The organism is Variimorphobacter sp. HTMS_6 (genome assembly GCF_059717775.1).
The window spans coordinates 2,161,011-2,173,924 of sequence record NZ_AP046094.1 but is presented as its reverse complement, the minus strand read 5'-3'; the positions used below and the strand labels follow the sequence as shown (position 1 = coordinate 2,173,924).

Below are 12,914 nucleotides of genomic sequence, written 5' to 3'. Positions count from 1 at the left end.
ACTCCTACTTCACTAGATTTATCGTTTTCATCATGCAAAAGTGAAACAAAAGATTACTGTTTCCATACTATGAATTAATAGATATTTATAGCAAGAGATGTGGAGGAGATCGATGAGATATAAAGCAGAAATATTTGATAAAGTTCAATATATGTTTAAGGAGACCGGTTATAACGATCATCAACTACATTCGGTGATTTATTTCGAAAATCAACTGAATGTGGATATCTTAAAGCAAGCAATAACCCTTCTATTGAAAACAGTCCCGATTTTGAATTGTAGGTTTTGTCATAATAAGGGCAACTCTTATTGGCAAAGTTTGAGTGGGATTGATGTAAATAAAGTGCTTGTAATAGTTCAGAGTAAAGAAGAGCTGGAGGCGTTTACTTATTCAAAAACGAATGAAATATCGGGGCCACAGATAAGAATGTGTTTATACCGGGCACAGGAGGATACTTTATCGATAATACTAAATCATATGGTTTGTGATGGAGCAGGATTAAAACAATGTATGTACCTATTTGCTAGCATTTATTCTAATCTAATGGAACATTCTGATTATGAACCGGATGTTATCATCAACGGGGATCGCGGTATAAATAAATTAACCTCACAGTTTAGCTTTTTTCATAAGCTAAAGCTTTTGTTTTTGCAAAACGCAGAGAGTAATCAAAAAAATCAAAGTCAATTATTGGAAAGTAATAAGGAAAACACATCCCCCTTTATCTTGACATATGAATTGTCAGAAGATCGTTTTCGAGGCATATATGATTATTGTAAGCAAAATCACGTCACGATAAACGATACGATACTTACTGCATATTATCGCGCATTATCTAATATGATGAAGCAAAACGGGAAGCCACTGAACATAGCGATTATGATTGATATGAGAAAATACTTAAAGGAAAATCCTACAGATGTTCTGACGAATTATTCTTCTACCATCATTACGGAAGCGAGTGTAAATGAGGAGGATGATTTCCAAACAACTTTATCTCAGATCAATCAGGCGATGAAAAGAAACAAAGACAAATATATGGGTATGAACGGATTTCTTAAGTTAGAAATCCCGTTTAAAATACTCAATCAGTCGAAAAGTTATTCTATCATAAAAAAGAATTTGAAAAATCCATACATTGGCATGACCAATATCGGTATTATTGATTCAAAATTATTGCATTTTCAAGGTTCTAAAATAAAGAATGCATTTGTGTGTGGCTCCATAAAATATAAACCTCATTTTCAGATAGCATTAAGCACCTTCGAGGATAAGATTACATTTAGCAGTAATTTATATGGAGGTTCTGAGGATAAGGAGAAGATTAAACAATTCTTCTGTTTGCTTGATAACGAGCTTAATGCTTCGGTATCGGTATAGTGCAGTAGTATGTTTCTTGGTACTTGCTATTATCCATCCATTGTGTATAATTATTATAGGAATTTAATGAATTTGACACAAGTGGAGGCTATACATGGCATACAGAAATAAAGATTATCATGAAATCTGTCTTTCCTTATTGGGATTGATTCAAGATGAAACGGACGCCTTAGCGAATATATCGAACAGCGCGGCACTTTTATATCATAGTATGGGTGAATTAAACTGGGCTGGTTTTTATTTATATAAGGAAAATCAATTGATACTAGGCCCTTTCCAAGGGAAACCGGCCTGTATAAGAATTGCGATGGGAAGAGGAGTTTGCGGTACCGCAGCGAAAAACAGGGAAACTGTATTGGTTCAGGATGTACATGAGTTTCCAGGTCACATCGCCTGTGATGCAGCTTCTGCATCCGAAATTGTAATTCCTATTGTTAAGAATGATAATTTAATTGGGGTGTTGGATATCGACAGCCCTGTAAAATCCAGATTTGATGAAGTTGATCGAATTGGATTAGAAAAGTTTGTAGCAATTTTAAATGAACATATTCAATGGGATAAACTATTTCATTAAATAAAGAATAGGAAAGGAAAAAATTATGAAGTTATGCACTGCAAATGCTCCATGCAGAGTCTGATGGCGGACATATTTGCATGGAGATAATGAAAAAACAAAGTTCACACACCGAGAGAAAACGTGTTGTGATTTAAAAGCTTTTGTCCGCACAGATTTTGCAACTTACGAATTATAATATAAGGAGCAAAATCGAATGTATAAAGAATTAAAAACATTTATTTTATTATGGTTAACACAGTCATTCTCTGCCTTAGGCAGTGCTATGACAAGTTTTGTATTGATTATTTGGGTGTACCAACAGCATGGATCCGCATTGGATTCCGCACTGTTATCAATCTGTACCTATGCACCCTATGTGATATTTAGTATCTTTGCAGGATCATTAAGCGACAAATGGAATAAAAAAGTAACGATGCTTGTTTGCGATAGTGTTGCTGCGGTTTGTACTGTAGTAATTGTTATACTGATGTACACAGGAATGCTAGAAATGTGGCATTTGTTCACCATCAATGCGATTAATGGTCTGATGAATACCATTCAGCAGCCCTCATCGGAATTGGCAACAACACTTTTGGTTCCAAAGAAGTACTACCAAAAGGTAAGCGGGATGCGTTCCTTTACTAATTCACTTAACACGATTATGACACCGGTAATTGCTACAGCGATTATGGCGTTCGCAGGAATAAAAGCTGTGATCGTAATTGACTTATGTACCTTTTTGATCGCATTTATTACACTCGCAGGCTTTATAAAAATTCCTGAAGTGGTTTCTCAAAGTGAGAAAAAGGAAACTATTCTGCAAGCAGCAAAATCAGGTCTTGGTTTTATGAAAAAGAACAGAGGGATAGTAGAGGTGATTCTCTTTTTGGCAGCAATTAATCTCATCGCGTCCATTTATCAAGCGGCACTGCCGGCAATGCTTCTGTCTAGGAAGGGCGGCGGTAACTTTGCACTTGGAGCAGAGAATGCCTGTGCCGGAATCGCAAATATTCTGGGCAGTATATTCGTTACCTTTAGCAAGGCACCAAAGAGTAGAGTTCGTATCATATGCAACACTTTACTCTTTTCGATGGGGACAGAAAACTTTTTGCTTGCTTTTGGCAATAATGTACCGGTATGGTGCTTGGGTGGCTTTTTGGGATGGATTGTAATTCCGGTTATGGGCGCCAATTTGGATGTATTATTACGGAGCAATATTCCAGTTCATATGCAGGGCAGGATTTATTCGATTCGAAATTCGTTGCAGTTTTTTACGATTCCGATTGGATATTTCTTAGGTGGATTTTTGGTGGATTATGTATTTGAGCCATTGATGAGCCATGTATCGGTAGACAGCATTCTCGTCCATATGTTTGGTCAGGGTAAGGGAACTGGTGCAGCCGTGTTATATTTTATCATAGGCTTACTCGGAGTAGGAGTGTGCTTATTCTTTCGACAATGTAAGCATATGTGGAAGCTGGATGAAGTTAATCCGGTTACGGAATAGAATGTGAAAGGATTCTTATTTGTTTGATCTTTTCCAGAATAGATAGAAATAGGAGCTGTAGTGATTGGATTATTCTTAAGGATAGTGATTTCTTAAGATAACAATTACTACAGCTCCTATTCTATATTTATATAAGTAACTCATAGTTTACCGATAATTTATTAACATATGATTGCTAAGTATTTTATGTACTCAACTAAACGGGTTCGTAATGATTACTAAGTAAGGTTATGATTACGGTGTTATAATTGTGCCACCCTGGCCGGTTAAACATTGACGAGCATTGTTTAGATGACCGATAACCGCTTTTCTGCCTTCCTTCTTAGAGATGAATTCGATACTTGCCTCTATCTTCGGAAGCATTGAAGTATTAGGGAATTGCCCTTCCTCAATATATTTTTTCGCATCAGATATGGATAGTGTATCTAAAGTCTCTTCTTTATCAGTGCCGAATTGAAGTGCAACTTTATTGACACCGGTTAAGAATAACAATATATCAGCATCCAACATATCAGCTAATTTCTCGCTTGCCAAATCTTTTTCAATAACCGCACTTGCACCACGTAGAACCGTACCCTGTTCAAGTACAGGAATTCCGCCGCCACCACAAGCAATTACAAGCTGATCAGATTCAACCAGTGCTTTGATTGCATCGATTTCATAGATGTCAATTGGCTTTGGAGTAGCTACAAGACGACGATAACCGCCTTCTACCTCTGTTACATAATTACCTTTTTTAATCTCTTCATCTGCTTCTTCCTTCGTCATAAGACGTCCGATGATTTTTGTAGGATGTTGGAATGCAGGATCAAAAGTATCCACACGAACTTGTGTAATAATCGTTGATACCGGTTTAAAGATACCACGTTCTAATAACACGGTTCGAATTGCATTTTGTAAATCGTATCCGATATATCCCTGGCTTAATGCACCGCAAACCGACATAGGGGCAACGGTATAAGTATCATCCAACCGATTTAATTCTGTCATTGCTCTGTGAAGCATTCCAATCTGAAGACCATTACTATGTGTGATGATAACCTTGTATTTATCCTCTACCAAATCGGCAATTGCCTGAGCAGCATTAATGATTGATTTTTTCTGTTCCGGAAAACTGGTTCCGAATGCGTTTCTACCTAAAGCGACTACGACAGTTTTTTTCTTCATACAAAATCCCCATTTCATCTTCCTATTATGATTAAAGCTTGGCTATACTGTTAATATACCATAGAGTGGCTTAGGCTGTCAAAAAACTTCTTGATATCATAAAGAAACTATTTTTGAGGAGTTTCCATGCGATTGCGTTCTAGAAAACTTTGATATTCTCTTTCAAAATTATGCTTGTCCTCCTTCGACATTGTTTTTATAAGTATAAGATGAATCGTTACTCCTGAGGCAATAATCAATAATAATATTTTAACCCAGATGATAGGGAAGAAAATGGCTGATACCAGGATAGAAACCCATAATACGGTCAGTGCGGATACTTTGGAAAGCAAGGGAATTGCTTTTGTAATACGATATTGATAAATATGCTTTCCGAAGTACTTGTTCGTCATGATATAACGATATGCTTTTTGGGAGCTTCTTATAAAGCAGGATGCGGATAGAAGTAAAAAAGGTGTTGTGGGAAATACCGGTAAAAAAAGACCAATTATAGCGAGAGCCAAAAAGATTCCACCAAATATCATTAGAATTATTTTCATAACATGCTTCATGCGTTTTTTTCCTCCGTAAACAATCGTTTTGCTGGCTAAGTAGTGCATATTTTCATAAGGAATAGTTATTGACGTTATTTGAATTATATATACATTATGTTTTGATGTTTTATTATTATATCAGTATCTACATAATAAGTTAAGCTATTTTGATTAATTTAGGGCATACGATGCCCAAACCATTAAATGTTTACTTTTGACGGTTTGACAATCCGGAATCAAAAGGATACAATTTCAAAAACGGCATAGTTATCATTTGGAAAAGAGGGAGTATTTATGAAGAAAATTAAAAAGGTAACCTTGATCGGTTTAGGAGCGATGGGAGTGTTTTTTGCACCAAAATTTAAAACATACCTCGGAAATGAATTTAGAGTTTTAGCAGCAGGAGAGCGTAAGGAGCGTCTTGAAACACAAGGTATTACTGTGAATGGAGTAAAGCATCATTTTAATATTATTACCCCTGATTTGACGGGTGATCCGGCAGATCTAATTATTATATCGGTGAAAGACACCGGATTAACTCAGGCTATTCAAGATATTCATAATCAGGTCGGGTCTCATACACAGATATTATGTGTGATGAACGGAATTGATAGTGAAGAAAGAATTGCGAAAGTATATGGTTGGGAGCACGTATTGTATTCCTACATGAGAGTGTCCATCTCTATGGAGAATGGAGTGGCTGATTATGATCCAAGCTTTGGTAAGGTTCATTTTGGAGAAGCAAAGAATGAAGAATTAACGGAAAGGGTAGAAGATATTAAAGCGTTATTTGATGTGTGTGAAATAAGCTATCGAATTGAAAAAGACATGTTAAAAGGTCTTTGGTTCAAATACATGTGCAACATTGGAGAAAATATGACCTGCGCACTGTTAGGAGTACCCTTCGGAGCCTTTCAGGTGAGTGACCATGCAAATGAAATCAGACGGAATATGATGTGGGAGGTTGTGAGAATTGCAAATCGCCTAGGTATTGAATTAGGGCAGGAGGATATCGAACGCCAGGAGAATACCATTAAGATATTACCTCCGTTAAATAAACCCTCCACCCTACAGGATATTTTGAGAAACCGCAAGACTGAAATCGAGATGTTTTCGGGTAAGATTGTCGGGCTTGGTAAGGAACTTGGGATAGAAACACCATTAAATTGGTTGGTTTACCACGGAATCAAAGTTTTGGAAGAGAAGAATGATGGAAAATTCGACTTTCAATAAATTACCGAAAGCCATTCACCAATTGATTTTGCATCGGATAAAACATCAGCACGACTTATGAGATCGGATGAATCCTTTAAGCCACCGGTGAGGAGCACTTTATAATCTCCAAAGCCCAATAACGAGAGGCTCTTGCAGGTTTGTTCAAAATAACTATGATATTGGTCAAAGCTTCCACCACCGAAGGTGGCTACGAAAATCACCTTTTTGCCAGGAGCAAGAAAACTGGTATAATCCTGTTTCATATATGCGTAGAGGCGATCAATCACCAGCTTTGTCTGTGCGGTCATTTGCCAGATATAAACCGGAGTGGCAAAGATGATACTTTCTGATTCTTCAATGTCCTGATATATTTCCTGCATATCATCATTCAACACGCAGATTCCATCCTTTTTGCAACCAAAACAACCCTGGCATCCGGTGATTGACATGGAATTAATGTGATGGATTTTGATTTTTACATTCTTATTGCTAAAAGGTTTTAATACTTCATTTACAAGTGTCATGGTTTTACCGGTTTTGTGTGGTCCGCCGTTTAATACGGTTATCTTATTCATATGATTTCTCCTATTTCGTTGTATTTATGTGTGACTATCGATGTATTCAGTATATTGACAAATAAGAGTTCGTTCATGTATGATTCTATCAATTACTAGCACAATATTATCGTATGGAGTAAGGAATGGGAAAGAATTTAATTATTGATGAGAATATGTATGGACATGGTGATGAAAATAAGTTAAATGTACCGATATATGTGGAGCATTGTACCTTTGCAGAAAGTGGTATGATATTCCCTCCCCATTGGCATGAACAGCTTATTTTGATGTATATCAGAACTGGAAGTCTGGTTTTACAATGCACAGGACAAGAATTTATAGCAAATCAAGGGGAATTATTAATTGTTAATCCAAATGAGATACACGCAGGAGTTAATCCCGGTTCAGAGCTAGATTATGATTTAATAAAGCTCGACCTTGTTTTACTGATCGGAAATCAAGCAGATCTGCATCAGTCAATGTACGCAGAGTCATTTTTGAAAAATCATATGTTGTTTGTTAATATCATTAAGAGCGATAACGTGATACTGACCTGTGTTACTAATATCATAAAAGAATACCGAGAACACAAGGCTGGATATGAATTGGCGGTTCGAGGTTACGCATATCAGTTATTAACCTGTTTGCTACGCGAATATATTAAATTAATTCCGAATCAAAATGATCTGGATATGCATTATAGAAGATTAGAACAGATCCGAGGAGCAATTGCCTATATGGAAGAGAATATGTCGGACAAGATTACGTTAAATGAACTGGCGGAGGTTTCTCACCTTAGCCTGATCCATTTTTCCAGAGTGTTTAAGTCCATATCGGGTTATTCTCCTATGGACTATCTGAATCGTTTGCGTATTCAGAGGGCAACTCAATTATTATTAGAAACTGACCAAACAATAATTCAAATCGCAATGGATACCGGCTTTAGTGATGGTAATTATTTTAGTAGAGCCTTTAAAAAAGTACGGGAAGAAACACCTACAGAATTCAGAGCAAAATATACGAGACATTAATTTGAATCGTATAATGTAATGCTTATTAAGATATTAATTGAAATAGGTATTTAGATTAACAGAGTGGGATGTTGCATAATAATTCTATAATAGAATTTATTACGCAACATCCCACTTTTAGTAAAATGATATTTACACAGTAATTAATAGTTACTTTATCAAAGATTGCATGTAGGCATCCATCTCATCAGCCACAGCTTTTGAATATTTCACTGCCTCAACCACAGTTTTTGCTCCCAGCACAACATCTCCGGAGGCATATACACCTGCTCTGGTCGTATTACCGGAGGTGTCTGTGACAACAAGCCCCTTTTTATCTACATCAATACCTGATGTAGTGGATACAATCCTGTTCCTTGGACCCTGACTTATGGAGATGATAACCGAATCAGCGGGGCGAAAGAAGGTTTCTTCATCCTCCCAGATTACATTTTCCTGATCATCTAGTCTTACTTTTCGGAAAGATACGCCATTCTCTGTAATTTCTACTGGTGTGACATCATATTCAAAGGCTACGCCATCGATTTTAGCATATTCCACTTCACGCGGACTCGCATGAGGCACAGTGGTTCTTGAGTAAACAGTGACATTGTAGCTGCCTTTACGAATGGCGGTTCTTGCAACGTCCATCGCTGCATTTCCGGCTCCGATGATGATTACATTCTCACCTAGATTATAGACATCCGGATTGGTTAAATAATTTATCGCATAATGAACATTACCTAAAGTTTCACCTTTGATCTGAAGCTTATTCGGTCTCCATACACCGGTTCCTATAAATATGGAATGGTAACCGTCATCAATCAAATCATCAATATTAATAGTCAATCCGATCACGGTATTTGGACGAATCTTAATCCCCATCTTAATTAATTTTTCTTTGTACCGCTCTAGAATCGATTTAGGAAGGCGGAATTCAGGAATTCCATAGCGAAGGATACCTCCGATATTTTCTTTTGATTCAAAAATGGTTACATCATATCCTTTTGCTGCTAATAAAATTGCAATGGTAATTCCGGCAGGACCGGAACCGATAATCGCTGTTTTCATGCTATTTTTTTCTGGAAGTTCTATCTTCATTCGATCAAAATATACATCGGAGATATAATTCTCTATAGAGCTGATATGTACCGGCGACCCTTTTTTGTTTAAGATACAATGACCTTCACACTGCTTCTCATGATCGCAGATCAAGGAACAAATTATGGAAAGGGGATTATTTTCAAATATCATTTCTCCGGATTTCATTAATTCACCCTGTAAGAAATATTCAATCATTTGAGGGATTGGTGTATTAATCGGACATCCACTCCTACAATACGGTTTTTTGCAGTTTAAACATCTTTTTGCTTCATTTACAACATGGATTGACATCATATTCTCCTTACGTGATTTACTATTTGCTATTCTTAATATAGATAAAGTTTTGTTATCACGTCCTTCAATTATACCATATCTTTTTAAAAATTAAGTATAACTTTTACTCAAATATATAAAGATTTTGGTTCTTTGAATGTGACTAAATCACATTTAAGATCTGAAGTAGGTTTTTGTTTGTGAAATCTGTTGTTTTGCAATATCGAAATTCCAGCTTGCTTTATGAATTAGCTTATGGTAAAGTGAATAAAACAACTTACTTACTAGTTGGTAAGTTTAATATTTGGAGGTGATTTTATGTCCGGTAAAAAAGCGGAGATAACGAATTATGCACTGCGCCTCATAAAACAGAGAGGGTTTTCTTCCTTTAGTTATGATGATATTTCTAAGGAAATGAAGACAACAAAGGCAGCTGTTCATTATCATTTTGAGAAAAAAGAGGATCTTGGTATTGCTGTTTGTGACAGACTAATCGAGGGTCTATATAAAAGCTACGAGAGCTGCCAGAAGGATATAAAAAGTGGTAGCGGCCATCCATGGTATTTTATTAAAACCAGAGTTAATACAATAAGAGAGGATGAGGTTTGCCCGATCTTAAGCCTACAATCTGACTATGAAAATATTGCAACCAGGCTTCGTAGTAAAATCATAGAGGTCAGTGAATGCGAACTTAATTTATTTCAACTACTTGTAAAGGAGTATACGAATGAAAGTGAGAGAGTAGATATCGCAATGAATACATTGATGGCTGTAAAAGGTGCGTTACATTATCGAAGAATATTAGGTGAAGAATTCTTTGAGGAAACTTTAAGCAGTATTAAAAATCAATTTTATGAATCGCTAAAGTAAGAAATCGGTTTGGATTTTAACTATTATATTGCTTTGATAAAATAAATGGATTTTCACTAAGAAGGAGTAAAAGTATGAATAGAGTAGTGGTTACCGGCTATGGAGTGATCTCACCGTTAGGAAATAATGTCGATGATTTTTGGAAAAATATTCTTGAGGGAAAGAGTGGAATTAAAAAGATTCTTGAGCCTTCCTTTGAAACGATTGCGTCTCGTATCGCTGGCTTTATTGAGAACTTTCCAGCCGAAGAATATTTTGATAGGAAGGAAATCAGTCGGTATGATTTATTTATCCAATATGCATATGCTGCGGCGAAACAAGCTTTAGTTATGGCAAATGTAATGGAGGATTCATTTGACAAAGCCAGGGTAGGAATTTATGTTGGCTCAGGGATAGGTGGCATTAATACGCTTCTTAATAATCATGAGATTTATTTAAACAAAGGAGCCCGTAGGGTTTCTCCTTTCATGGTACCGATGATGATCAGCAATATGGCAGCAGGGATTATAGCAATCAAGACCGGCTTTCAGGGAGCAAGTTACTCACCAGTTTCGGCTTGTGCAACTTCTAATCAAGCAATCGGTGAAGCGTTTTTGAGTATTAAGCACGGTTATGCGGATGCAGTAATCGCTGGTGGGGCAGAAGCAGCGATCAACACCCTTTCCTTTTCTGGATTTTCGAATATGCATGCAATGTCTACAAATAACGAAAATCCGGAGCAAGCTTCCAGACCGTTTGATAAGAAGAGGGATGGATTTGTTATGTCAGAAGGCGCAGGAATTCTGTTTTTAGAAGAATTAGAGCATGCGAGGAAGCGTGGCGCAGTAATATTAGGTGAGATAGTAGGGTATGGCTCTACAACGGATGCAAGTCATATAACTAGTCCGGATTACCACGGCGCAGCAAAGGCAATGAATATAGCGATAAATATGGGAAATATAGACTCAGAAGATGTTGATTACCTGAATGCTCACGCAACAGGAACACCTGAGGGTGATGTCTCAGAAACAAAAGCTATTAAAGAAGTCTTTGGAGCTCATGCTTATAAGTTAAAAGTTAATGCTACGAAATCGATGACGGGTCACTTATTTGGTGCAGCAGGTGGGGTTGAGGCTATCATTACTTTAAAGGTGATAGAGGAGGGAAAGATACCTCCTACAATTAACCAGAATGTGAAGGATGAGAATTGTGATTTGGATTACGTGGCTAATGTAGGAATGGATTATAAAGTAAATTATGCGATTTCCAATGGATTCGGTTTTGGTGGTCATAACGCATCGCTGCTTTTTAAAAAGTACCGTGAATAGAGATAAACAGATAAAAGAAATGAATAACAGGGCCCCCACAAACATGTGGTGGCCCCGTTATAGTATTTATCTTTGATAATCATTAAAAATATCGCTGATATATCGCTCATAGTTTTCTCGTTGTGTATGGTTGTTATTAGGATATATTTCTTTTGAGGTAACAATGCGATTTAATTCCCTTGCGTTTAATGACTTTATCAGTACAAAGCGATTGTTTTGATACAATTCTCTTAAAATTTTGCCAGTGCCACGCAGGAATTCGTAATGACTTCCATTTGAAAAACCTCTGATTTTTACACGTTCAGAATAGCGATGTCCGAAGAATAAGGATTTCGCCAGCCATCCTCTTTTTGCTCGACGGCTTCTTGTAGTATTTGACAAAACAAAATTCAAGTATTGTGTAAATTCGGTAAAACTACCATCCCTGGTTTTGATACCAACAATCGGATACCACAAACCTTTGATTTTGCCGTTATTTGTACCTGATGATCGATAATAAGCTAATGTTACCCGCTCAACTCCATAAGGATATTTTATACTTACATCTATTAGTCCAATCATTCGAAAAGGTTTCACATTATATATATTCGCCCTGAAACTTTCAGGGTATATTTTTACTAACTCAATCATTCTTGGCATAATAATTTCTCCAATGCAATAAGTTTACTTTTCGAATAAAGATGCACTACAGACATTTGATTTGCCTGGATTAATACATCATTTTCAATTTATCCAGCTGTGTTCTTATTTCTTCGCTATTATGATAGTAACCGTCCATTCCCATAAGCTTCTTTAAAAACTTAATTTCTTCGTAATTTAGATCAAGCTCCTTATACCAGGGTCTGTTCGTTCGATTATTACCTCTATAGCTCGAATAGTACAGATATATCAGAAAATCACCTATATACCAGTAATCTACCTGTTTTGAATGTCTATCACTATCTATAAATCTTGCTAATCCGAAATCTATTAATGCTAAGTCCTTGTCATTTTTTAAGATAACATTTGGAAGTCTGATGTCGCGGTGAATAATATTGTTACTGTGTAGTAAATTCGTGATATCAAGTAGCTGGGTTGCAACAGCATAGATATCACGTCTTGTGAATCGATAACCAAGTTTTTTGACTAGATTGTTAAATACCTGACCTTCAATATATTCTAAGATATAACCCTCTCGATAATTATCCCGAAATTTTGAGATGAACTTTGGGAATCGTGGGTCATCTAAACGCCTTAATATCATTTCTTCGTAGAACAACTTCTGTCTGCTTTGTGACAGCATCTCTCTCTTTAATTGCTTTACCACACATTTTTCATATCTATCGTTTATTGCCAAATACGCAATTCCGAATCGCCCTTCCCCGATCGTTTTCTGGATATAGTAGCCATTTACATTATCATTGACTCTAAAATATTTATCCATATTATCTAGCC

The 12,914-nt window shown here is 36.5% G+C and carries 13 protein-coding genes; 7 read left to right on the top strand and 6 right to left on the bottom strand.

The window, feature by feature from the left end; all coding sequences use genetic code 11:
• Positions 1-112 precede the first annotated feature (112 nt).
• The 3 genes from AC6IWN_RS09765 to AC6IWN_RS09755 all read left to right on the top strand — a co-directional run bounded on the left by AC6IWN_RS09765 (position 113) and on the right by AC6IWN_RS09755 (position 3,444).
• Positions 113-1,381 (top strand): condensation domain-containing protein, encoded by a 1,269-nt coding sequence (locus AC6IWN_RS09765; RefSeq protein ID WP_497987221.1) that lies wholly within the window; start codon positions 113-115, stop codon positions 1,379-1,381.
• A 94-nt stretch (positions 1,382-1,475) separates the two neighbouring features.
• Positions 1,476-1,955, top strand: coding sequence for a GAF domain-containing protein (locus tag AC6IWN_RS09760; protein ID WP_497987220.1), 480 nt, complete (start codon positions 1,476-1,478; stop codon positions 1,953-1,955).
• Between the two features lie 196 nt (positions 1,956-2,151).
• Positions 2,152-3,444, top strand: a complete 1,293-nt coding sequence (locus AC6IWN_RS09755; protein WP_497987219.1) for an MFS transporter — start codon at positions 2,152-2,154, stop codon at positions 3,442-3,444.
• A 234-nt stretch (positions 3,445-3,678) separates the two neighbouring features.
• Here the strand turns inward: AC6IWN_RS09755 and arcC are convergent, their stop codons facing one another.
• Both arcC and AC6IWN_RS09745 read right to left on the bottom strand, forming a co-directional pair.
• Positions 3,679-4,611, bottom strand: coding sequence for a carbamate kinase (gene arcC / locus AC6IWN_RS09750; RefSeq protein ID WP_497987218.1), 933 nt, complete (start codon positions 4,609-4,611; stop codon positions 3,679-3,681).
• 107 nt (positions 4,612-4,718) lie between these two features.
• Positions 4,719-5,162 (bottom strand): YbaN family protein, encoded by a 444-nt coding sequence (locus AC6IWN_RS09745; protein WP_497987217.1) that lies wholly within the window; start codon positions 5,160-5,162, stop codon positions 4,719-4,721.
• A 276-nt stretch (positions 5,163-5,438) separates the two neighbouring features.
• On the opposite strand from AC6IWN_RS09745, the gene AC6IWN_RS09740 reads away from it, so the two are divergent.
• The gene (locus AC6IWN_RS09740) at positions 5,439-6,377 is read left to right on the top strand and encodes a ketopantoate reductase family protein (RefSeq protein ID WP_497987216.1); all 939 of its coding nucleotides are present in this window, start codon (positions 5,439-5,441) and stop codon (positions 6,375-6,377) included.
• On the opposite strand, the gene AC6IWN_RS09735 is transcribed toward AC6IWN_RS09740, so the two are convergent.
• Positions 6,371-6,934: a flavodoxin family protein gene (locus tag AC6IWN_RS09735; protein ID WP_497987215.1), complete on the bottom strand. Its 564-nt coding sequence runs from the start codon at positions 6,932-6,934 to the stop codon at positions 6,371-6,373. The genes AC6IWN_RS09740 and AC6IWN_RS09735 overlap by 7 nt on opposite strands.
• Before the next feature lie 125 nt (positions 6,935-7,059).
• Between AC6IWN_RS09735 and AC6IWN_RS09730 the strand changes: the two genes are divergently transcribed.
• A complete protein-coding gene (locus AC6IWN_RS09730) occupies positions 7,060-7,947 on the top strand; it encodes a helix-turn-helix domain-containing protein (RefSeq protein WP_497987214.1) in 888 nt (295 codons plus the stop codon).
• A 150-nt stretch (positions 7,948-8,097) separates the two neighbouring features.
• Here AC6IWN_RS09730 and AC6IWN_RS09725 read toward each other — a convergent pair whose 3' ends face one another.
• Positions 8,098-9,354 (bottom strand): NAD(P)-dependent oxidoreductase, encoded by a 1,257-nt coding sequence (locus AC6IWN_RS09725; protein WP_497992195.1) that lies wholly within the window; start codon positions 9,352-9,354, stop codon positions 8,098-8,100.
• A gap of 267 nt (positions 9,355-9,621) precedes the next feature.
• On the opposite strand from AC6IWN_RS09725, the gene AC6IWN_RS09720 reads away from it, so the two are divergent.
• The gene (locus AC6IWN_RS09720; protein WP_497987213.1) at positions 9,622-10,173 is read left to right on the top strand and encodes a TetR/AcrR family transcriptional regulator; all 552 of its coding nucleotides are present in this window, start codon (positions 9,622-9,624) and stop codon (positions 10,171-10,173) included.
• Positions 10,174-10,247: 74 nt separating this feature from the next.
• Complete coding sequence (gene fabF / locus AC6IWN_RS09715; RefSeq protein ID WP_497987212.1) at positions 10,248-11,480, top strand: beta-ketoacyl-ACP synthase II; 1,233 nt, start codon at positions 10,248-10,250, stop codon at positions 11,478-11,480.
• Positions 11,481-11,546: 66 nt separating this feature from the next.
• On the opposite strand, the gene AC6IWN_RS09710 is transcribed toward fabF, so the two are convergent.
• Together AC6IWN_RS09710 and AC6IWN_RS09705 are read right to left on the bottom strand one after the other, a co-directional pair.
• Positions 11,547-12,119, bottom strand: a complete 573-nt coding sequence (locus AC6IWN_RS09710) for a hypothetical protein (protein WP_497987211.1) — start codon at positions 12,117-12,119, stop codon at positions 11,547-11,549.
• A 70-nt stretch (positions 12,120-12,189) separates the two neighbouring features.
• The gene (locus tag AC6IWN_RS09705) at positions 12,190-12,903 is read right to left on the bottom strand and encodes a serine/threonine protein kinase (RefSeq protein ID WP_497987210.1); all 714 of its coding nucleotides are present in this window, start codon (positions 12,901-12,903) and stop codon (positions 12,190-12,192) included.
• Between the last annotated feature and the right edge of the window lie 11 nt (positions 12,904-12,914).